This window comes from Aminobacter aganoensis (genome assembly GCF_014206975.1).
GTDB classification, from domain to species: Bacteria; Pseudomonadota; Alphaproteobacteria; order Rhizobiales; family Rhizobiaceae; genus Aminobacter; species Aminobacter aganoensis.
The window spans coordinates 59,039-80,360 of the sequence record NZ_JACHOU010000021.1 but is presented as its reverse complement, the minus strand read 5'-3'; the positions used below and the strand labels follow the sequence as shown (position 1 = coordinate 80,360).

The following is a 21,322-nucleotide window of genomic DNA, read 5'->3' as shown; positions in this document are numbered from 1 at the left end:
AGCGGCTTGCCCATAGCGGTTCTCCTTCGAACCACAATGAATCATCCCCAAACCAAAATGGGAATCCTGAATCACGTCAAACGCAACACGCTCTAACGTCACAGACAGCTCCTCCGCATTCGAGCGAATGTGGAGGAAGTCTATATCGTCACTCCCTCTGCTCCTATGGTGGCATCGAGCGAAAACATGGCGATTCGTGATCTCGGTCTCGTCATCCGAATAAGAGGTTCCGATTCAATCAGGGCTTCTCGCCCGCACGGCTTCCTTCGGATGTTTCCGCGAGCGGAATACTCGTTTGTCCATTGGTCGGTGCACTCCGAGGGAAGTAGCGAAGCGGCAGCTCCAACCGATCGTTCTCGTCCAGCAAGCGCACTGGCGCTCTGCCGTTTCGGTTGATCAACAGGGACAACGCATCTCCACGCGAATAATGCCCAACCGGATCAGCCGATGCCTTGGCCTCAAGGATCTCAGCGAGGTCGATGTCAGCACAAACGATACCCTCTTCATCGTGAGAAAGCGGGTCTACCAATGTCGCTCCCCCAGGCCCGAAGATTCGAGCGAAGCCGCCTCCGAGAGCGAAAAGATGTTTCTTGTCCTCCGTATCGCAGAACGCGTCGACGGCGGCTTTTCCGTACACTTGTGTTGCACAGAGCACGAAGCACGACCCCTCAAGTGCATAGGAGCAGGTGACAGTAAGACTGGCGTTCACGCTCGCGCTTGATTGCTTCGCTCCGGGCTCATCAACGAGCATACTCGGCCAACTAGCAACATGGATCTGCTCATGGAGACTGTACATTGCCATCTTACTCAATGGTTGAAAGTGCTCCCAACAATTAAGCGCCCCAACGCGGCCAAACTCGAAGTCATGTACAAAGAAGTCCGATCCGTCCCCCTCGCCATAGATCATTCTTTCCGCACTGGTAGGTTTTAGTTTCCGTCTGTTTCCCACAATCGTTCCATCGGCATCGATAAAGACCTGGCTCATATATCGGCTTGCGCCATCTCTCTCAGAGTATCCCATTATCACTGCAATTGAGTGTCTCTTCGCGGCTTCCTGCAGTTTAGCCATTCTGACATCGCGCAATTGGAGCGAGTTCTCGTGGTATGGAACAATAAACTTGTGCCCCCACGGCAAATTGCCCAAGCATATCCACCAAGGATATCCCGGGATAAATACCTCCGGGAACGCTACGATTTTCGCGCCTTTCTTTGACGCTTGCTCAATTAGAGAGACCGCTTTGCCAATAGTCTTGTCGGCGTTCAACCAAACTGGTTCCGCCTGTACGGCTGCCGCCCGGAGTTTGTGTTGGTACGAGAGCATATGCGACCTCCCCTTTTTTGATTATTGAGCGGTGTCAACATGGCCGCTGTTACGAGGCCATTTTGTTGATGAGGGCCTCCACGGCCCGCCCGGTCTCCAACAACCGTATGTCTTTGCCGTGCAGGCCGGTAATCAAGATGCTCGCGGCGCCAGTCCCTTTACCGAGAGGCAGCGAGAGGCTGGGAACATTGATACAGTTGGCGAATTCGGTGAGGCTTATTATCCGGGAGCTCTCTGCCGAGTACTGGTCATCGTCCGAAAGGTCCTCTAGGCGAGGGGGACGTGTCGGTATCGTCGGCGTCAGGATTGCTGCGGCCTCGGCCACGTCTCCTGCATAGCGGTCTGCAAAGACACTCAGCGACCGACGAGCAGAAAAGTATGCGCTCGCAGAAGCGTCCGCGCCTGCCGCAATTCGCGGTGCGACGCGCGGGTCGTATTCCCTAACGTTTCTTGCAAGAAGAGCGGAATGCCAGGAGTACGCCTCCACAGAAGCAACGGAGCCGGCGCGCGCAGCGACACCCGGATCAAGGAGGTAAGACATATCTCTTTCGTCTATCTGGGCTCCAGCTTGCCGCAATGCCTCTATGGCCGCATCAAAGATCTCGAGGATGGCCGCATCACACCGGATTGCCTCGATGAACCCACGCGGCACCACGAAGTATAGTTCATCTATTCGTGGCGGCGCTGTTCCGTGGTAGATCGTTTTGGTCGCTGCGGCATCTAGGCGGGAGACGGTCGCGACGTCAGTCGCGAGGAATCCCGCTGTATCAAGTGTGGGCGCTAGCGGGATAATGCCTACTTCACTGTATCTTCCCTGCGTCGGCTTGAAGCCGACGGTACCACAACACGCGGCGGGTATTCGCACGGACCCGGCGGTGTCTGTGCCAATAGCGGCGTCGACGATGCCAAGAGCTACTGTAACCGCAGCGCCCGATGAAGAACCCCCGGATACTCTGTTCTCGCCGGGGAAGAGGGGACTTAGAGGAGTGCCAAAGGTTGGGTTGGTGCCAAGAGCTCCATAAGCGAATTCAACCATGTTCGTTTGCGCAAGCAAGATCGCGCCTGCTTGGCGAAGTTGCCCGACTATGGGTGCATCGTGGATCGCAGGTGGGCTTTCGAGGAGAACGCGAGACCCAGCATTCGTTTGAACACCTGCGACGTCGATGTTAGCTTTCACGCCAATTGTGACGCCCGCGAGCTGCTTTCCTGCAGAGCCTTTTTGGTCCAGCAAAGCGGCTTGGCGGAGCGCCTCGTCGTCCCACCATTCGAGAACGGCGTTGGCGAGGGCATCGATCCGGTTGTCTCTCTTTCTTAGCCTATCGAGGACGATTGCCGTAAAGCTTACCATTAGAGTTCACTTTAAGCAGGACATTCCGAGTCTCATTGCCGCGTTGTTTTGCTCGCCAAGCGTCAATAAAAGAAGCCGACTGAATGATGCCGCAGATAACTGCTTAGGCCGACCAAGCCGCCCTCAGCACCTATCCCAGAGTCTCCGATGGGCTCACCCGTTCCGGCGTGCCCAGCGCCCCGCCCGCGAGAGACACCGCTCCTTACCGAAACCGTGGATCGAATGGATTCCGCCATCTGCATTCCGGTCGCCATGCTGGCGGTCCAGACGTATGCATTAAGTCCGTAGCGAGTTCCGTTCGCCAACTGGGCTGCTTGGTTCGCGGTCTCAAATGTTGAAACCGATAGTACAGGTCCGAATATTTCGTCCTGGGCAATGTTTGCTGAGGGTGGCACCATCCGGAATATCGTTGGCTCCAAGTAAAAGCCGCCAGTGTCGGTCAGGAGGCGACCTCCGCCCAAGACAAGCTCCGCGCCGCTTTCATGGCCCGAACGGATTTTTTCGATGACCTTTTCCAGTTGCGTCCTACTCACAAGCGGACCGAACGTTGTCTCTGGGTCCAATGCCATTCCGGGCCGAATTGCACCAAACCGCGACGCCAGCCTGCTCAACAGGCTTTGCTCGATCGACTTTTGAACAAGGAGGCGCGTCCCTGCACTGCACACCTGTCCCTGATTGGTCAGAAGATAAAGCGCTATGAAATCGGCTGCGGCATCGAGGTCAACTCCGTCATCAAAGACAATCTGAGGGCACTTGCCCCCGCATTCCGCCAAGACGTTCTTCATGTTTGACAGTCCAGAATACTGGAGCATTAGCTTCCCGACGGCCGTCGACCCCGTGAATGTAATCATGTCAACGTCATTATGGAGAGCCAGCGCTTTTCCGACGACGCCCCCGCTACCTAGAACGACGTTGAACACCCCTGGAGGTACACCCGCTTCGCTGGCGAGTTGGGCCAGGCGTAGCGCGGAGAACGACGACAGTTCCGAGGGTTTAAGGACCAATGAATTGCCAGCAGCAAGTGCCGGCGCAATTTTCATGACGGCATTGTACGTCGGGAAGTTCCATGGCGTGATCGCCCCCACAACACCTCTCGGGACAGGCCGAAGCGCATGATAGCTACTGCCGTCGGTCGGGAGCACCACTCCTGTGATTTTGTCTGTCGCTTCAGCATAGAAGCGGCAGTGATCCGCCGCGGCCCGAGCGTTGAATCGCCAGGTCGAAACTGGCTTTCCCATCTCCGCGGCATCGATGGCATCAAGGTCGGATGCATCTCTCACAATTAGATCGGCTAGCTGCGTCAGCACAGCCTTTCGGTCCGCTGCGGCCGTCGAACTCCACTTTCCGCTTTCGAATGTCCGTCGAGCAGCCGAGACTGCCCTGTCCACGTCCTTCTCCGACCCTGCGGGGATCTCGGTCAGGCGTCTCCCATTGGAAGGATTTACAACTTCGATTGTCTGATCGGATGCCGAATCCTCGCGATTGCCGTCAATCACAAGCTGCGGCGCACGTTGAAAAAAATGGGCGGGCACCTCAATCATAATCACCTCTTCACAGATGACCGATGCTGATGCAGCAAAGGCTTGACGATTGTTAGCGGTACGGGAGGCGGTCTTCTTGCCGTCCAGTCCGCTGTTTTTTACAGGACGTATGAATTTGAAACACCGATGTCGATTTACACGCCTGGGCCTGCTGAAGGCCGACGCGGTTTTGAAAGAGCAGACACCGATGTGTCTCGCTAGGCGAAATGACAAGCGACTTGGCGCGCTTCTCCCGTTGTCCGCAGTTCCGGAACCTCGCTCTTGCATCGCGCTTGTGCCAATGGGCAACGGGGATGGAAAGTGCAGCCTGAGGGGGGCTTTATGGGGCTGGGCAACTCGCCCTTGATCGGCAAGGCCTGAGTTCTTGGACGATCGGGGTCTGGAATGGGTGATGCAGCGATGAGCGCTTGCGAGTAGGGGTGCATAGGTCGCCGAATGATGGCGTCAGCGTCCCCAACTTCCACGAAGCGGCCAAGATACATCACAGCGATGCGATGGCTGAGAACCCCGACCAATGCCATGTCATGAGTGATAAATACATATGACAGGCCAAGGCGAGTCTGCACGTCCATAAGCAGATTGATCACCTGCGCTTTGATGGAAACGTCTAGCGCGGAGACTGCCTCGTCAGCGATAATTATGTCTGGGTCCAGCGAGATCGCTCGCGCGATACTTAGCCGCTGGCATTGCCCACCAGACATTTCATGCGGATAGCGCGACATTAGTCCCACGGGGAGACCAACAGCCTCGAAGAGTTCGGCCACACGGTCTTTGACTTTGTTCCTTGGAACGACCCTGTGGAGTTTCAGCGGCTCTGCGACCGCCGCGCCGGCTGTCGCTCGTGGGTTGAGCGAGGATACGGCATCCTGGAAGATCATCTGGATGCGGCGTCGGATTGGTTTCATGGCGCGATTGCCAATTCGGCCAATGTCATTGCCGTCCAAAAGGACTTCACCGGTATCGGGAGTATCGAGACGGGCTAGAACGCGGGCCAGCGTGGACTTGCCGCAGCCGCTTTCCCCAATGAGTCCCAACGTTTCTCCCTTGGCGAGGTCAAAAGACACGCCGTTCACTGCACGCGCTATTGCGCCGCCCCTTGTCTGGAAATGCTTGACGATCCCTCTGACCTCTAGAACTGCCTGTGTCATGCTGCGTATTCCCAACAGGAAACTAGGTGTTCTGGCGCTATCGCTACCTCCATCGGTCTCATGGATCGACAGCGATCCGACGCGAGAGGGCAGCGCGGTGCGAACGGGCAGCCAGGAACCGATGGTCCAGCTTGAGGGACAGAGCCAGGTATTTCCTGAAGCCGCCTCGTTTGCGCAGAACCAATAGGAACGCCATCGAGCCTCGGGACGGCGGCGATTAGACCGCGAGTGTAAGGGTGCGCCGGCGCACGAAAGAGCTCCGATGTTCCTGCTTGTTCCACTATTCGACCAGCATACATAACCGCTACGCGGTCCGCGTTCTCCGCGACTACGCCCAGGTCATGAGTGATCAGGATGGTCGCGACACCAAAGTCGCGCTTTAATCCTTTGATAAGCGAGAGGATCTGGGCCTGCATGGTCACGTCGAGAGCAGTAGTTGGCTCATCTGCGACCAAGACGCTCGGGCGGCAAGCCATCGCCATCGCGATCATGACTCGCTGACGCATGCCTCCCGATAGCTGGTGCGGATACTGGCGAAGTCGCGTCTCCGGCGAAGAAATCCCGACAAGTTCCAGCGCGTCGCGTGCGCGAGAGATGGCCTCGGACCTCGTGATGCTCTCGTGGGCCATCGTGCTTTCAGTGAGTTGTCGTTCGATCGTCAGTACCGGATTGAGGGAAGTCATCGGCTGCTGGAAGATCATCGCGATGCTTTTGCCACGTATCTGCTGAAGGTCGGCGGGCGGAAGTCCGAGTATGCTGCGGCCAGCCAGGAGGATACGCCCCTCGACCCTAGCCGGGGGAGATCGAAGGAGCCCAAGCAGGGCGAGGGCAGCGGTGCTCTTGCCGCAGCCGGATTCTCCCACAAGGGCGAGCATTTCGCCGCGGGCTACCCCGAACGAGACGTGGTCGACTGCCACGGCATTGCTGTTGCCAGATTGGAACGAAACGGAGAGATCTACCGCCTTGAGCACTTGGTCGTGTGCTGCAACATTATGCGTCTCGAAAACCTGCCCCATAGATCTAACGCTTCCATCTTTGGCGGGGATCGAAATGTTCGCTCATTGCGTCGCCGACAAGATTGAACGCTAGCACGACGAGAAAAATGGAAAGGCCCGGGAAGATCATTAACCACGGAGCGTTCGTCATATAGCTGCGTCCATCAGCTAGTAGCGCTCCCCATTCCGGAGCAGGCGGTTGCGCGCCCAATCCGAGGAATGACAGTCCGGCCGCGGCGAGAATCGCCGTCGAGAATCCCAACGAGCCGACCACAATGAGGGCGGGCAGAACGTTCGGAAGCAGGTAGAAGACCATCAGTCGGAGCGAGCCCGCACCGATAACCCGCCCCGAGTCAAAGTATGGTTTGGCGCGCTCGACGATGACAACGCTATACGTGACCCGGGCAAAGAATGGGATGGTGCTGATCCCGACTGCAATCATGGCATTCTCCAGACTCGGGCCGATGAACGCGACAAGGGCGAGCGCGATAAGTAGACCGGGGAACGAATAGAGAAGATCGATGACGCGCATCAGGAAACCTCGCAACCAAGTGCGTGAGTAACCTGCCGCGAGGCCGACAACGGCGCCCGCCCCCAGGCCGATTACGAGCGCGATTGTTCCGACATAAGCCGTTAGCCTGGCGCCGTGTACGACGCGGCTGAACATATCGCGGCCGAGCGCATCGGTGCCGAACGGATAGGCTGCACTCGGCGGGCTCAACCGCGGCCCAGCGAAGATCCGGTCGGCTTCGTAAGGTGCAATGTGCGGTGCAAAGAGAGCAACCAGGCCAATGACCACGAGGATCGATAGACCGAACACAGCGTTGAAGTAGCGGGAAAGGAATTTTGCCATTTTTGTAAAATCAACCGGTACGAACGCGGGGATCAATCCAAAGATAGATCATGTCTAGAATTACAGAGACCGTTACGATTATTGCCGCGAATAGAATGATGAAACCTTGAATTGTGGGATAATCACGTTGCTGCATTGCGAGGACCGCAACACGTCCGAGCCCGTTCCAACTGAAGACGTTCTCTACAATGACCTGCCCGCCCATCATACTTCCAAAGATCAAGCCGATGACCGTGACGATTGAGATGGACGCAGGTTTGAATGCGTGGCGAGACATTACAATCGTTTCGCGTAGACCCTTGGCCCTGGCGGTGCGAATGAAGTCTTCCGACAAGACCTCAATCATCGCCGATCGTGTCATCCGGGCGATAACGGCCGAATAGACCAAACCCAGCGTCAAAGCTGGTAGTATGATACTCGCTGGCCCTTCACCCGCGACCGGAATGAAATCGAGATATACGGGGACCGTCAGAAGGAGCATCAATCCCAACCAAAACGATGGCATTGAGATGCCAAGCACCGAAATGAACATTAACGTGTTGTCGATCCAACGGCCCCGATTGTAGGCTGCAAGGAACCCAAGCGGCAGGCCGATCGCAATCGCAATGCCAAGCCCCGACGCGGTCAGCGCGAGGGTTGCGGGCAAGCGGCTTAGCAGAAATCCTAGAACCGGCTCACGGCCGACAATGGTGTGACCGAAGTCGCCTTGAATCGCGTGCCACACGTATAAAGCGGATTGCACCCAAGCCGGTTGCCCGAGGCCTAGCTGACGGCGCATCTCCTCGATCTGCTCTGGCGTGACGCCTTCCATTCTGGAAAACATCGTCTCGATTGGATCGCCAGGTATCACATGGATCAAAAGCCCGACGAGAAAACTCGCGATCAGGAGTGTCAGAAGAGCGGTTGATATGCGTCCAGTGATGTACCTAGCCACTCGTGCAACACCCTATCAGTCGCCCACCGAAAGCATCGAACGCGCGCGAGGCGCGCTCGATGCCGCTATGTCAAAGCTTAACGTCGTTGAAATTCATCATGTTGAGATACTGATAGACGAATCCAGTCGTAGAGGACTTCGTGGCGATGACGAACTGCCATCCCGGCGAAACGATAGGGTATACAAAGGCCTCCGACAAAATGTACTGCATAATGTTCTGAATCGCTTTCCCTTGAGCGTCTCCCTCAAGACTCCGCGCCTCGGCGACTAGCTTGTCCATTTCCGCTCCAAGGCCACCGTTGAACTGACCGGCGCCAACGAACTGCTGCTCGTAAGGTGACAGCGGATCGAGCCCCGATGAGCCCCAGGTCCAAGTGATCGGAATTCCTTCTGTTCGGGTATTCTGCTCCTTGATGTCGGCCATGAACGCCGACGCCTCACGCGTCTCGAGCGTTGCATCAATACCAACGTCCTTAAGGTTCTGAAGCATAATTTGATGCATCAGATCCCACCCCGGCAGTTGGTGGACAGAAATCGTCAGCTTGAGCGGGTTGTTGGGGCCGTAGCCTGCTTCGGCGAGCAACGCCTTTGCCTTCTCGGGGTCGTAGGACTGCCCCCACTGCGCGCAAAGATCCTGGTCGATGAAGGGGAGATTGGGCGGTGCAGGACAGTTGATGGGACTGTTTTGTCCTTCGAAGGCGATCTCCGAGTACGTTTTCCGGTCCATGGCGTGGACGACGGCTTGACGAACCCTACGATCATCCAACGGAGGCACCTTCAGCGTGAAGGCTCCCCAAGCGAATTGGCCAGAATGTTCGCCCGCCCAGATCTTGTAGTTCGGATCGTTGCGCAGTTCCGCGACCTGTTCGTAAGAGGGCTCCGCGAAATTTACCTCGCCGCTTCGGAGCGCGGCGATACGGGCAACGTTTTCCGGAACAACGCGAAATTCAAGAAACTTCTCGTGTGGAGCGCCCGGATTCTCAATCCAAGGATCGTGGTTGACGTAGTCGTCGTTGCGCTCCAGTCGAACCTTGTCGTTCTTGGTCCAACTGATGAACTTCCATGGGCCGGTTCCGATTGGCGCGAACGTGCCGTCTGCCTTGTCTGAGGATGGACAAAGCATCCCGTATCGCAGGGCGCCGAGGGCGCGAATGAATGCGTCGTTACGCGTTTTGAAACGGATGACTGCGACGTCTCCTTCGACAGAGGCGTCATCCAGATTTCGGATGGCCGAAACACCCGTCGTCTCGGGCCGAGCCATTCGCTCAAAGTTCCACTTGACTGCCTCGGCGTCGAACGGAGTGCCGTCGTGGCACTTAAGTCCACTGCGTATCTTGAACTTATACGTCAGTCTATCTGGGCTGATTTCCCAGCTTTCGGCTAAGCCCGGTTTGATCGATGCGTCCCTGTCCAGAAGAACGAGGGGATCGAGGATCGAGCGGATGACCATATTGCCCATGTCACCGGGGCCTGCGTCTCGGTCGAGCGTGCCGACGTCGAGCGCTCGCGCGACGATGATAGCGCCGTCGGCTGCGTTTGCAGCCGAACCATATGAGAGTGCTGTCGTGAGAACCGCGACAGCGGTGAAGCTTGCAAACCACCTCGAACGGTTTTGTTTGTCCCTGTTGACGATGTTCAATCCAATGCTTCTATACTGATCCATTTTTACCCCCTGGCAGGATGTTATGGTCGTTGGCGCCACGGACCGAGTTGTGGACACAGTAGCAAGCCAAGGTATCGGGACAACTGCGTTGCCTTCTTTACGGTCCGTCCGCATTATTTCTCCTTTCGTTCGTTTGATCGCGCTTCGCTTGCAGTTCGCCGGCTCCCATTGCGCCAGCAGTGCGGGGAGGTTGCGACCCCGTGGCATGCGCAGGGGGCACCGTCATCAAATGACGCGCGGCGAAAAAACATGGACGGCCCGTCAAGACGCCGCCGACACCGGAAAGCTAGCGTGTGTGTCAGGTAGGAAGCGATCCATCCACTGAGCCAGGCTACCTGACGGGTCCGCTGTGCCAGAACTTTACAGGCGCAGAACGGCGCTCGACCAGTAGCGAACGACGAAAAAGCCCTCATGGTCCCAGAGAATTTCGACGCGATTGTTGTAGGTGCCGGTTTCGCAGGCCTCTATATGTTGCACCGGTTGCGCCAGAACGGATTGCGCACCATCGCGGTAGAAGCCGGTGCCGACGTGGGCGGAACCTGGTACTGGAACAGGTATCCCGGCGCTCGGTGTGATATCGAAAGCTTGCAATACTCCTATTCCTTTGACGAGCGTCTGCAACAGGACTGGCATTGGAGCGAGCGTTACGCGGCACAGCCGGAGATACTAAAGTATATCAATCATGTCGCCGACAGGTTCGACCTGCGTCGAGACATCCGTTTCGGTCGTCGTGTCACCGACATGGACTGGTCCACTGATGCATGTCTCTGGCATCTGCGGACCGATCTCGGCGAGAAGTTGAACGCCCGTTTTGCTGTAATGGCGACTGGATGCCTGTCAGCCGCGCGAACCCCTGACATGCCAGGACTCGAGGATTTCCGGGGGACCGCGTACTACACCGGGGCGTGGCCCCATCATGAAGTCAAATTCACCGGGCAGTCCGTAGCGGTTATCGGAACCGGGTCGACGGGCATACAGGTCATCCCGAAGATCGCGCATGAAGCTCGGCACCTGACGGTCTTTCAACGGACAGCGAATTTCACCCTCCCAGCACGAAACGGCGTACTGGATGCAGAACACGAGAAGACTTGGAAGCGCGACTATCCGGCAATGCGCGATAAAGCGGGGAAATCGGAGCGGGCGCTGATCCAGTCAGCGCCGCAGTGCTCCGTCTTTGATGTCGACGCAGTAGAGCGTGAGCGGGTATTCGCGGAGCACTGGCAACGCGGTGGCCTCGATTTCGTTCGGAGCTTTACCGATCTAGTGGCAGATGAGAAAGCGAATGCTGTTGCCGCGGATTTCGTGCGGGCGCGCATCGCCGAAATTGTTGAGAAGCCAGAGACGGCTGAAGTGCTCAAGCCTCGCGGCATTCCGCTTGGCGCACGCCGGATATGCCTCGATACAGACTATTACGCCACTTACAATAGGCCGAACGTCACACTCGTCGATCTTCGGGCCGAACCGCTTGTTCGCTTCACCGCGACCGGAATCGAGACGGCGTCGCGGCGCCACGAATTGGATGCCGTCGTGTTCGCCACGGGGTTCGACGCAATGATTGGCGCGCTCTCAGCAATCCAGATCAAGGGCGTGCGCGAGACGCTGGCCGAGAAATGGACGCGCGGGATCACAAATTATCTCGGGCTTGCGCCCGCTGGATTTCCCAACTTCTTCACCGTCACTGGGCCGGGTAGCCCGGGCATATTGTGTAACGTCGTCGTCGCGATCGAGCAGCATGTCGAGTGGATTTCCGATTGCATCGACTATCTCTGCCGGAATCAGTTTAGGGCAATTGAAAGCAATAACGACGCCGAGGAAAACTGGTTCAATCACGCGAATGAAGTAGCGAGCAAAACCATGTTCATGACGGCGAAGAATTCTTGGCATATCAGCCCCGAACTGCCCGGACGTCCGCGGACCTTGATGCCGTATGCGGGTGGCTTCGCTGACTACACGAAGATTTGTTGTGATGTAGCCGCTGCTAACTACTGCGGCTTCAAGCTTATTCGTTGAACAAGAGAACGTCGCCAAGAGGAGCGCACAATGAATCTACCCGAAAACAAGGTGGCCCTGGTTACCGGCGGCGGTTCCGGTTTGGGAAAGGCCATCGCGTTGAAACTGCAGAGCGACGGGATGACTGTCGCGATTTCGGATGTGGACAGTACGGTCGGCTCGGCCACCGCTAAGGAATCGGGTCTGTTTTTTATCGAGCAGAACGTGGCAGACGAGACTCGATGGACCGAGGTTGTCGCCGAGCTCGAAGCGCGTTTTGGCGCCCTCAACATCCTCGTGAACAATGCCGGCATTGTCGGCACTGTTGATTCCGACTCGCCCGAACATTGTTCACTCGAAAACTGGCGGAAGGTGTTCGCAGTCAACGTCGAGGGCGTGTTCCTTGGATGCCGAGCGACGATACCCGCAATGAGAAGAGCGGGTGGCGGCGCGATCGTAAACATCTCATCGACTGCCGCGCTTCTAGCGCTGCCGCAACACGTCGCATATAGCGCCAGTAAGGCAGCGGTTCGTCATTTGACCAAATCGGTCGCCCAGCACTGCGCGGAAGAAGGGCTCAACATCACCTGCAACTCAGTACATCCAGGCAACGTCATGACGTCGATGTGGAAAGACACAATCGCCGTCGACCGGGCACGGACCCACGGCATTTCGGTGGCCGAGGCGATAGAGGAGGCTTTGGCCTCGAGCCCGTTGAACGGCGCGACGACGCCCGAGGACATTGCTGCGGCAGTTTCATTCCTCGTGTCCGACGATGCCAGGAGGATTACCGGCACTAAGATGATCGTTGATGGGGGCGTGATCAACTGCAGCACCTACCATTCGCGCAAGCATATGGAAGCGCGGCGGATCCTACTCAAAATGCAGGGCCGTCCTTGAAGCGTGACATCATCGCGCTGGAGGAAGCGATTCATGAATAAGGCATTTGATTTGGCTGGGAGGGCCGCCCTTGTAACAGGGGGTGGAAGAGGCATCGGCCGGGCCTGTGCTCTCAGTTTGGCTGCGGCAGGGGCGGATGTCGCTGTAATCGACCTCGACTCTACGATCGGCGAGGAATTGGCAGCCGAAATCCGGAAACTAGGACGCCGATCTTCCTTTTTTCCTTGCGATGTCGCCAGTCCCGATCAGGTAGACGCCGCGATCGATGGCGTCGCAAACTTGTTTGGTCGGCTTGATGTCGCCGTGAACAATGCCGGCGTCTGGAGACGTGGAGCGGATGAGACACAAGCACCGGCAGACTGGGATGCCGTGGTTTCTGTAAATTTGACGGGCGTCTGGCTGTGCGCAATGGCCGAAATGAAGCTGATGCGCAAGAACAGGCCGGCGGAAGGCAAGATCATCAACATCGCTTCCGTTGGATCGTTCATCTATGCAGGCAACGGCGCATACGATGCGTCCAAAGCCGGAGTGGTTCAACTTTCCCGGAGCCTAGCCGCGCAGTGGGGTCGCTACAATATCAATGTCAACTGCATAAGCCCCGGCTACGTCGGCAACGTGTTCGGCCGCAGCCGCTCAGAAGAAGAGCGTCAGCGCCTACGCGAGATAACACCGTTGGGTTACGTTCAGAGGACAGCAGATCTTTGCGGGCCAGTCGTGTTCCTAGCTTCGTCGGCATCGGACTATGTAACTGGTCACAACCTAGTGGTCGACGGAGGGCATAGTCTTAGTACTTGGCTAAGGCCGTTGGAACGCGATTTGCCACCACGGGTCGATCCGGCCGGGGAACTCGATGATATTCCGGTCGTCGCTGGTTATTGAGAGTTCTTTGATCCTATGCACGGGTGCGAGGAGACACTCTAGACTAGGATATTGTGAAGGTGGTCGCGCCAATACCGGCAGGCGGACTGCGCACAGCTTCATGAGCGTGCGCGCCGTGAGGCTGCGATCGCACGAATGCTTTTCAGTGAAACGCTGGGCGGTTGACAACGACGTCGGCGCGCTCCGAGCTCATCAGCCGCAAGGACGCGCCAAATGCGCGGACGATTTCGGTCTGGCGGGAATCGGTCTCGGTCTGGCCCTCAAGCAATAACAACCCTGCAAGCTCTTGCTGCTGCCTTCTCAACTTCGCTGGGCTTGCCCTCTTGGCGAGCCGGGCCGACGCGGCGTGTTTGTGTCGACCCGGGGCCAGCCGAAGCGATTGCGAAATTTCGGTTCAACGCCCAGGTCGACGCTAATCGCTTGTCACGCTGACAACACACTGGCTAGATTGTGCCCGGGAGAAAAATGAGATGTATTCCGTCGCAAACTCACGCCGGCCAGTGGCTAAGCTCAGGCGAGCAGATGTGTACCATCGTCAGTTCGACTATCGCGATCTCTTTTCCCAAACCTTCGCCGTCGACACGGTTCGGAACCGCTGTGGCAATGAGGTGGCCTTGGTCAGCGACAGGCATGGACATAGCGTGTGGAGCAGATACTCCGACTGCAACGGCCTGCTCGAGTACACATGCTTTGACGATGATGTCCTGATCGTCATCGGCGATCGTCCGAAGGGGTTGACCGGACCAAGCACTCAGCTGACCACCGACGGCGACTGGCTGCATATGCAGTTTCGAATGGCGGGGGCGGGAACGGAAAATCCACTGGGACAGGCCACGATGCATGTCCCATCGGGCTCGTGTGCCATTTTTAGAAACCCGAGTGGAATCCAGACAATGCGGGATTTTGCGCCCGAACCTTGGAAGGTGGTGTGTCTCTATATGAGGCCACGAAGCGTGAATAGTTTTTTTGGGATTTCTAGTTCAAACTTGTCTCGCGATTTCAGGTGGATGTCCGAATCGGGAGATGTAGGCTTCTGCTCGCACCTAATGCCCATAGACACGTCTAGTCGAGCGATTATTCAAGATATGATGAATACCTCTCTCGATCGGAGCTTTAGGCGGCTGTACATGAAGTCGAAGGCACTGGAGCTATTTTGCATTAATGCAAGCCGAGTGGCCGAAAGCAAGCAGCATTCCAGCGGTCGGTCGCGGGGTTGGTCGCCGACGTCTAACGTTGTTCGTGCCGCTATAGACATAATGAAGGTTGAGATTGGGGCACCCCTTACGCTCGGCCTGCTAGCGCGTAGAGTTGGGACAAACCGAACCCGTCTCGCTCAACTGTTCAAAGAGGGTACGGGCGTGACCGTACAGGCATACTGGCGGAGGCTTCGCTTGGAATACGCCCGTGCCCTTCTTTCGGCTGAGCATATCCCCGTAACCGAAGCGGCAGCCCGCGTCGGCTATTCCAGCATTTCCAGTCTCACCCGGGCATTCTACAAGGAGTTCGGGTACTTGCCCAAGGAGGCACGAAGGACGGACGCAGCGCGCTGAACCCCCTAAGGAAACCAGCAATCGCTCATCAGGCAACGCCGATTGCCATCCCGTCTCGCTGCGGATCGGCTCCTCCCTCCAGTTCCCCATCGAACATCGAAATCCCGTGGACGCCGGCAAATGCGTAGCTCAGGGGTGAGCGCTTCACCGTATAGCCCATCGCCTCGATTTCGCGCTGGACGTCGGTGGAGATGCGATTGCTGATGTCGAGCATGTCGCCAGTCGCGACGAAGCGCGGAGCGCTGATCGCTTCCTGGATGCCCATCCCCCAGTCCAGCACGTTGATGATGACTTGCAGGACCGCCAATGAAATCCAGGTCCCGCCGGGAGCTCCAAGGGTCATGACTGGCCGGCCGTCTTGAAAGAGGATCGAGGGGCACATCGAGCTGAACCGGCGCTTTCCCGGGGCGAACGAACCCGGCTGCCCGGGCCTCGGATCGAAGACGCTCATGGCACCGTTCAGCATGAAGCCCGTGCCCGGCACAATCACGCCTGACGGCACCCCAAGCGAGTGCGTCAACGAAGCGACCATTCCGTTCGCGTCCACGCAGGACACATGTGTCGTTCCCCTTGGCTGGCCGGAGGCCAACCGCGGAACGCTGGTCCTTTCACCCCGCCGGATCTTCTGCGCGCAGGCATCGGCGTATCGATCGCTGAGCAGCCGGTCCAGTTGCGGGTCGATGAAGCGGGGATCGCTGATGTGTTCGTCCTTGTCCCGGGTCGCGATGCGCATCACTTCGGACACGACGCGAATGTACTCGGCGCTATTGTGTTCCAGGCCGACCAGGTCAAACCGCTCGAGTATGCGGAGCATCTCCGCGACCATCGCCCCGCCGCCGGGCGGCTGGTTCGAGGTGAACGTCGTGCCCCGATAGTGGATGCTGAGCGGCGTCTGGATTTCCGGCTCGAAGGAGCTCAGATCGGACGCCGACAGCAAGCCGCCGTTCTCCTCCATGTCCGCCACGATGCGGCGCGAAATGTCGCCGCGGTAGAACGTCTCGTCTCCGCCATGCGCGAGCTCACGCAGCGTCTCGGCGAGGTCGGGATTGCGAATGGTGTCGCCGAGCTTGCGGTAGGCGCCGTCCCGATCGAGATAAATCCGCCGCCCGTCTTCGGTGACGCCGAGCTTCTCGCCATAGTTCATGCGGCCGTATTGTCGTTCGTTCTGCGTGAAGACCATCACGTTGTGCGGCCGGACGATCCATCCCTCCTCCGAACGACTAATTGCTGATCGAAAAAGCTCGCCCCAGGGCAGGCGCCCAAGCCGTTCGTGAGCTTTCGCTAGCACGGCAACAATTCCAGGCACGCAGACAGAGGAATGCCCGCACTCATTCTCGAACCCTTCGATTATGAATCCAAAACCGTCCCGCGTCTGCCCGGCAATTCTGTCGGCCCACATGTCGTCGCGCGCGACTGCGGGGCAGCCACCTTGGCCATCGAGCACAAAATGGTCGCCAGTGCTCGGATCGTATACGTGCAGGCTGCCGAAGCCGCCGATGCCGCACATGAGCGGATCGACGACGCCCTGGACGAGGGCAGCCGCGATCACCGCATCAACGGCGCTGCCGCCTGCGCGCAGAATTTCAGCTCCGGCATGGGCGGCTTCCGGCTGCGCCGCCGTGATCATGGCTCGCGCCGTCGGCATTCGCCGCATCGGTTTTGACATATCCAGCTCCTTGGATCGTGTTTGACCAGAATTTCAGGCGACAGGGCTCGCCGGGTCGGCCGCGTCCGGGCCGCCATGGGCAATTTAGACGGCATCCGCATATGTGCGCCCTGCCCTGCGGTCTTCGCGGATGAAGTCGGCCGCCCGTTCCGCGATCATCATGGTCGGCGCGCTGGTATTGCCGGATGGGATGAGCGGCATGATTGAGGCGTCGGCCACTCGCAGTCCCCCGACCCCGTGAACCTTCAGCCGGGCATCGACAACAGCCATCCTGTCGTTTCCCATCCTCGCGGTGCCGACGGGGTGGAAGACCGAGTCCGCCGTTTCGCGGACATAGGCTTCGAGTTCGGCATCCGTGCGGACGTCTGGACCGGGAGCCGTCTCGACCTGCCGGTAGGGCTCGAACCCGGGTTGGGAGAATATCGTCCTGGCTATCTTCAGACCCTCTATCATCGGAGCGATGTCGGCTGCATTCGTGAGATAGGCGGGATGGATGCGGGGCGCTTCTTGCGGGTTCGGGGACGCGAGGCGGACCCTTCCCCTGCTCTGCGGCCTTACCGGGCCGATCCTGAGGCCATACCCGTGCAGCTCGCGAATTTCGCGCGCCTTGGCCGTAAATGGGTACCACACCTTCGCGCCCGTGGCGGGCACTGGCAGGAAGAACGCCTGAAGGTCCGGATACTCCAGCCCGGGTCGGCTGTAGAAATAGCCCCCTGCGGAGATCGGACTTTCTGAGACAGGCCCTTTGCCGAAGAGCTGCGCCCTCGCGACGTTGATTGCGATGCGATCCGCCCTGAGTTCTCGCAGTAGCGACACGGGCTGCCGTGACGATACGCGGACCCAGGCGTCGAGATGGTCTGTCAGGTTTTCGCCGACACCCGGTAGATCCCGGAACGGCGCAACTCCCACCGCCTTAAGATGCTCCGGATTGCCGATGCCCGACAGCAAAAGGATGTGCGGCGTTCCTATGGCACCCGCCGTAAGCACGATCTCCTGGCGGGCAAGGAGCGTGGAAACTTCGCCGTCGCGTACAAACTCCACACCCGCCGCCAGGGTCCCCCGGAATAGAATGCGCGTGACCAATGAGCAGTCGACAATTCTCAGGTTTTTACGCGACGAGGCCGCCTCAAGAAGCACGGTCGCGGAACTGCTCCGCCTGCCGTTCGCGATATGAAAGTCATAAAATCCGACGCCGGCAGTCGCCGGACTGCTCATGTCTGCGATTCTTGGGAACCCAGCCTGGATGACGGCTTCGATAAACACGTAAAAAAGAGGATTGCTCGGCCTTGCGTGGGACACAGAAACCAGGCCCGAGCCGCCGTGCAGCTCCGTCTCCCCGCCTTCATGTCGCTCGTTGCGTTTGAAATACGGAAGAACGTCTTCGTACGACCAGCCCGCATTGCCGAGTTGGGCCCAGTGGTCATAGTCCCCCCTGTTTCCGCGGGCGTACACCATGCCGTTGAAGATCGTCGATCCACCTATTCTTTTTCCGCGTGGAAAAAACAGACGGCGTCCGTTCAACGCAGGCTGCGGCTCTGTGTGGAAAGACCAGTTGTCCTTTGCGCGCCGATAGAAATGCCCCGCGAGCATCGGAAAAGCGTGGAGCGGACGGCTTTTGCCTTGTCCCGCCTCGATCAGCACCACCTTCAGGGACGGGTCAGAACTCAATCGCTCTGCCAAAACACAGCCCGCCGCGCCAGCACCAATGACTATTATGTCGGCTGGCTCAGGCATAAATCTCGCTCAAATTAGTTCCACTCATCGATGTATAGATGTTCTACGAAGACAGCGAATACCTCGGTTCCGTTCCGTCTACATACTCACTTCGGCCCGCTTTCATGGCACCAATGTTGAGGGCTATTCGACGTCTCAATAAGTTCACCATCCGACCTTGGGATGCTCCGCACTTGTTTTAGCAAACGACCGAGCAGCGCTTTTCGCCACGCGTCCATCATTTTTGTTCGTCAGTCCGAAAGACGCCAAGCCTCTTCCTCAGAAAGTGAGTGCGCATATGATGTTTGCGGAACAATGGGCAGCGTCCGCATCTTGCGGCGCCACGCCACGGAACCCCACGGAGTGGCATCATGAACGGTCTGCCGTCGGTGTCTCGTAGTCATTGGCGAATTCGGATCGACGAAACGTTCGATCTTCTCAACGAACTCGGTCAGTGTCGCGACGTGGATCGCCTGCGGTCGCGCTTCATGTCATATGTGCAGTCCTTAGGAGCAACTCATGTTCTCGCCGGCGTGATCCCTCACGCAGGCGCATCCCAACGCGAGCAGCTTTCGCACATCCTACTCGATGCTTGGCCTCAAGAATGGTCCGAGCGATACTTCTCCTGCGGCTACCTCTATCGCGATCCCACCATTCGTTTAGTCCGACAGGGATCGCGACCCTTCATGTGGAACGAGATCGACCTTTTGAATCCGAGAAGTTTGCGCGAGAGAACGGTGATGCTGGAGGCCACCGAATTTCGCCTGCATCAAGGGTTCACCATCGCCCTTGCAACGGTAGAACGTCGACCGTTGGGCTTCTCCATCGCTGGCGAGCGCCTTGAGGTTGATGACAATGAACGTCTGGCATTGGAGTTTGTTGCCACGTTTGCGGCCGGATGCGCGATTGTACTGAAGGGAGGTGAAAAGCGCCCAGATGTCCACCTTTCGCCTCGCCAAATCGATGTCCTTCGATGGGCGTCGGAGGGCCTCAAAAACGACGACATCGCTGAGCGCCTGAGCATCAGCGTCCACACAGCCGACATGCACTTACGTGCCGCTCGGGAGCGGCTAGGCGTAACGAACACCGTTCATGCCGTAGCGGAGGCATTTCGGCTGCGTCTGCTCTTTTAAGCCCTACTGAATCACGTAATGCCGCACCCAGCGACGTTCAGACAGCATCGGAACTCTGAAACGTGGAGGATATCCGATGCTCAATATTGTGACGTGGGCGAATGCCAATCAGTACCACCTTGAGCTCGACGAGGCGTATCGCCTCCGCCATCGTGTATTCGTCGATGAGAAGGGTTGGTCAGATCTTCGACGCGACGATGGACGCGAAACCGACCGGTTCGATGACGAAAATGCTGTACATATGCTCTATATCGAAGCTGGCAGGGTGATTGGCTATCAGCGCATGTTGCCCACGACGCGGCCGCATCTGCTCTCGGACGTAATGCCCGAGCTGTGTGAAGGTGAGCGTCCCGTTGGGCCGAACATCTGGGAATGGACACGATACTGCGTCGAGCCGGCGCATCGGGAACGTGGTCGAATGCTGAGCCCCGTTGCGAACGCACTGCTTTCGGGCATCGTCGAATGGGGTCTCGACACTGGCATCGACACGATCGTCATCGAGATGAACCCACTTTGGCTTCTTCGCCTCGTACAGTTCCATTTCCGCGTAACGCCACTTGGCGTGCCGCATACGATCAACGGCGAGGAGACGGTAGCGGTCACGGCGAAGTTTGACGAGCGCACCCTGGACCGGCTTCGTGAAACTCGTTCGGTTTCATCCGCGGTTGTCGCAGCTTCCGTGTTGCGTGACCCTCGTCCGAACAGTCGACCGGGTCGTTAGTCTTCCTGCTTCGGTCGCTGTCGTCCCTCTTTTTAAGACACACAGCGGCCGAGCCGGAGAAGGAGCGATAGACGATGCGACGATCCATCCGTCTTCTCACGCTTCAATGCGTGCTCGTGATCGCCGAGGAAGGCAGCTTCCTCGCGGCGTCGACACGGCTGAACATGCACCACACTGCGCTGAGCCGCCGTGTTCGTGATCTTGAGTTGACGCTCGGCGTGACCTTGTTCGATCGCCATTCTGGCGGGGTCCGCCCGACTGCTGTCGGCACGCGTTTCCTGGCCAATCTTCGCCGGGTGCTGACGGACCTGGACGGCATGATCTCCAGTGTCGGCGCAACCGGGCGTGGTGAGGCGGGCCAATTGATGATTGGGATCGACGCACCGTTGCCGGCCTGCGGCTATGTCGACGCCGTCGTGGCGTTCGTTCGAGACAGACCGGATGTGGACGTCCGGTTCACGGAGGCTTCGCGCGCGGATCTGCATTCCGGTCTCAGCAGCCGCACAATCGATGTGGTGATCGCGCATGGATTCGATCGGCGATGCGCGACCGAAACCTTGCCGCTCTGGCGCGATCGCATCGTGGTGGCGATGGCAGGGGAGCATCCCTTGGCCGGCCGGAAGAAAGTCGATTTGGCTGACCTCGCCCAAGAGACGACCCTAATCAACTCGCAGTCGATGGAGTTTTGGACGCTGTGTGGAATCGGGACTGATGCGGTCCTTCCCTCCATCGTCCGGCATGACGTGAGCAGATCGAGCCTGCTCAATCTCGTCCGAAAAGGGATTGGCGTCACACTGCTTCCCGACAGCGACGCCGCGAGCCTGATCGAAGGCGTCGTATCGTCCGTACTCACGAACAAGAACAAGTCGGTCCGGCTGCGCTATGATGCCCACTGGCGATCGGATAACTCGAATCCGGTGTCTGGGGCGTTTGTCGCCTTCCTACGTGAGACATATCCGCAAGACTGA

The 21,322-nt window shown here is 58.1% G+C and carries 17 protein-coding genes; 7 read left to right on the top strand and 10 right to left on the bottom strand.

Annotated elements, in window-relative coordinates; all coding sequences use genetic code 11:
* Positions 1-238: 238 nt before the first annotated feature.
* The 8 genes from GGR00_RS24930 to GGR00_RS24895 all read right to left on the bottom strand — a co-directional run bounded on the left by GGR00_RS24930 (position 239) and on the right by GGR00_RS24895 (position 9,779).
* On the bottom strand, positions 239-1,321 hold the full coding sequence (locus GGR00_RS24930) for a carbon-nitrogen hydrolase family protein (RefSeq protein WP_210315125.1): 1,083 nt from the start codon (positions 1,319-1,321) through the stop codon (positions 239-241).
* A gap of 49 nt (positions 1,322-1,370) precedes the next feature.
* Entirely contained in the window at positions 1,371-2,669 is a 1,299-nt protein-coding gene (locus tag GGR00_RS24925; protein ID WP_184701943.1) for an amidase, read from the bottom strand.
* Between the two features lie 62 nt (positions 2,670-2,731).
* Positions 2,732-4,210 (bottom strand): aldehyde dehydrogenase family protein, encoded by a 1,479-nt coding sequence (locus tag GGR00_RS24920; RefSeq protein ID WP_184701941.1) that lies wholly within the window; start codon positions 4,208-4,210, stop codon positions 2,732-2,734.
* A 197-nt stretch (positions 4,211-4,407) separates the two neighbouring features.
* On the bottom strand, positions 4,408-5,358 hold the full coding sequence (locus GGR00_RS24915; protein ID WP_184701939.1) for an ABC transporter ATP-binding protein: 951 nt from the start codon (positions 5,356-5,358) through the stop codon (positions 4,408-4,410).
* Complete coding sequence (locus tag GGR00_RS28715; RefSeq protein ID WP_184701937.1) at positions 5,355-6,374, bottom strand: oligopeptide/dipeptide ABC transporter ATP-binding protein; 1,020 nt, start codon at positions 6,372-6,374, stop codon at positions 5,355-5,357. Before GGR00_RS28715 ends, GGR00_RS24915 begins: the two co-directional genes overlap by 4 nt.
* Before the next feature lie 4 nt (positions 6,375-6,378).
* Positions 6,379-7,206 (bottom strand): ABC transporter permease, encoded by an 828-nt coding sequence (locus GGR00_RS24905; protein WP_184701935.1) that lies wholly within the window; start codon positions 7,204-7,206, stop codon positions 6,379-6,381.
* A 10-nt stretch (positions 7,207-7,216) separates the two neighbouring features.
* On the bottom strand, positions 7,217-8,140 hold the full coding sequence (locus GGR00_RS24900; protein ID WP_184701933.1) for an ABC transporter permease subunit: 924 nt from the start codon (positions 8,138-8,140) through the stop codon (positions 7,217-7,219).
* A gap of 70 nt (positions 8,141-8,210) precedes the next feature.
* Complete coding sequence (locus GGR00_RS24895; RefSeq protein ID WP_184701931.1) at positions 8,211-9,779, bottom strand: ABC transporter substrate-binding protein; 1,569 nt, start codon at positions 9,777-9,779, stop codon at positions 8,211-8,213.
* 435 nt (positions 9,780-10,214) lie between these two features.
* Here GGR00_RS24895 and GGR00_RS24890 point away from each other — a divergent pair, with 435 nt between their 5' ends.
* From GGR00_RS24890 to GGR00_RS28710, 4 genes are all read left to right on the top strand, one after another.
* Positions 10,215-11,813 carry a flavin-containing monooxygenase gene (locus tag GGR00_RS24890; protein ID WP_184701929.1) on the top strand — a complete coding sequence of 533 codons (1,599 nt, stop codon included), beginning with the start codon at positions 10,215-10,217 and terminating at the stop codon, positions 11,811-11,813.
* Between the two features lie 30 nt (positions 11,814-11,843).
* Complete coding sequence (locus GGR00_RS24885; RefSeq protein WP_184701927.1) at positions 11,844-12,692, top strand: SDR family oxidoreductase; 849 nt, start codon at positions 11,844-11,846, stop codon at positions 12,690-12,692.
* 33 nt (positions 12,693-12,725) lie between these two features.
* Positions 12,726-13,571 carry an SDR family NAD(P)-dependent oxidoreductase gene (locus GGR00_RS24880; RefSeq protein ID WP_184701925.1) on the top strand — a complete coding sequence of 282 codons (846 nt, stop codon included), beginning with the start codon at positions 12,726-12,728 and terminating at the stop codon, positions 13,569-13,571.
* Positions 13,572-14,041: 470 nt separating this feature from the next.
* The gene (locus tag GGR00_RS28710; protein WP_184701923.1) at positions 14,042-15,121 is read left to right on the top strand and encodes a helix-turn-helix domain-containing protein; all 1,080 of its coding nucleotides are present in this window, start codon (positions 14,042-14,044) and stop codon (positions 15,119-15,121) included.
* 28 nt (positions 15,122-15,149) lie between these two features.
* Here the strand turns inward: GGR00_RS28710 and ggt are convergent, their stop codons facing one another.
* Together ggt and GGR00_RS24865 are read right to left on the bottom strand one after the other, a co-directional pair.
* Positions 15,150-16,787, bottom strand: a complete 1,638-nt coding sequence (gene ggt, locus GGR00_RS24870; RefSeq protein WP_246441629.1) for a gamma-glutamyltransferase — start codon at positions 16,785-16,787, stop codon at positions 15,150-15,152.
* An 84-nt stretch (positions 16,788-16,871) separates the two neighbouring features.
* A complete protein-coding gene (locus tag GGR00_RS24865) occupies positions 16,872-18,521 on the bottom strand; it encodes a GMC family oxidoreductase (protein ID WP_184701921.1) in 1,650 nt (549 codons plus the stop codon).
* Positions 18,522-18,871: 350 nt separating this feature from the next.
* Here GGR00_RS24865 and GGR00_RS24860 point away from each other — a divergent pair, with 350 nt between their 5' ends.
* From GGR00_RS24860 to GGR00_RS24850, 3 genes are all read left to right on the top strand, one after another.
* Positions 18,872-19,633, top strand: coding sequence for a helix-turn-helix transcriptional regulator (locus GGR00_RS24860; protein WP_184701919.1), 762 nt, complete (start codon positions 18,872-18,874; stop codon positions 19,631-19,633).
* A gap of 76 nt (positions 19,634-19,709) precedes the next feature.
* Complete coding sequence (locus GGR00_RS24855; RefSeq protein ID WP_184701917.1) at positions 19,710-20,354, top strand: acyl-homoserine-lactone synthase; 645 nt, start codon at positions 19,710-19,712, stop codon at positions 20,352-20,354.
* A gap of 74 nt (positions 20,355-20,428) precedes the next feature.
* Complete coding sequence (locus GGR00_RS24850) at positions 20,429-21,322, top strand: LysR family transcriptional regulator (RefSeq protein ID WP_184701915.1); 894 nt, start codon at positions 20,429-20,431, stop codon at positions 21,320-21,322.

Bases quoted from the DNA above. Each gene is read 5' to 3' on its own strand.
- GGR00_RS24930 (WP_210315125.1), bottom strand. From the start codon at position 1,321: ATGCTCTCGTACCAACACAAACTCCGGGCGGCAGCCGTACAGGCGGAA.
- GGR00_RS24925 (WP_184701943.1), bottom strand. From the start codon at position 2,669: ATGGTAAGCTTTACGGCAATCGTCCTCGATAGGCTAAGAAAGAGAGAC.
- GGR00_RS24920 (WP_184701941.1), bottom strand. From the start codon at position 4,210: ATGATTGAGGTGCCCGCCCATTTTTTTCAACGTGCGCCGCAGCTTGTG.
- GGR00_RS24915 (WP_184701939.1), bottom strand. From the start codon at position 5,358: ATGACACAGGCAGTTCTAGAGGTCAGAGGGATCGTCAAGCATTTCCAG.
- GGR00_RS28715 (WP_184701937.1), bottom strand. From the start codon at position 6,374: ATGGGGCAGGTTTTCGAGACGCATAATGTTGCAGCACACGACCAAGTG.
- GGR00_RS24905 (WP_184701935.1), bottom strand. From the start codon at position 7,206: ATGGCAAAATTCCTTTCCCGCTACTTCAACGCTGTGTTCGGTCTATCG.
- GGR00_RS24890 (WP_184701929.1), top strand. From the start codon at position 10,215: ATGGTCCCAGAGAATTTCGACGCGATTGTTGTAGGTGCCGGTTTCGCA.
- GGR00_RS24885 (WP_184701927.1), top strand. From the start codon at position 11,844: ATGAATCTACCCGAAAACAAGGTGGCCCTGGTTACCGGCGGCGGTTCC.
- GGR00_RS24880 (WP_184701925.1), top strand. From the start codon at position 12,726: ATGAATAAGGCATTTGATTTGGCTGGGAGGGCCGCCCTTGTAACAGGG.
- GGR00_RS28710 (WP_184701923.1), top strand. From the start codon at position 14,042: ATGTATTCCGTCGCAAACTCACGCCGGCCAGTGGCTAAGCTCAGGCGA.
- ggt (WP_246441629.1), bottom strand. From the start codon at position 16,787: ATGTCAAAACCGATGCGGCGAATGCCGACGGCGCGAGCCATGATCACG.
- GGR00_RS24865 (WP_184701921.1), bottom strand. From the start codon at position 18,521: ATGCCTGAGCCAGCCGACATAATAGTCATTGGTGCTGGCGCGGCGGGC.
- GGR00_RS24860 (WP_184701919.1), top strand. From the start codon at position 18,872: ATGAACGGTCTGCCGTCGGTGTCTCGTAGTCATTGGCGAATTCGGATC.
- GGR00_RS24855 (WP_184701917.1), top strand. From the start codon at position 19,710: ATGCTCAATATTGTGACGTGGGCGAATGCCAATCAGTACCACCTTGAG.
- GGR00_RS24850 (WP_184701915.1), top strand. From the start codon at position 20,429: ATGCGACGATCCATCCGTCTTCTCACGCTTCAATGCGTGCTCGTGATC.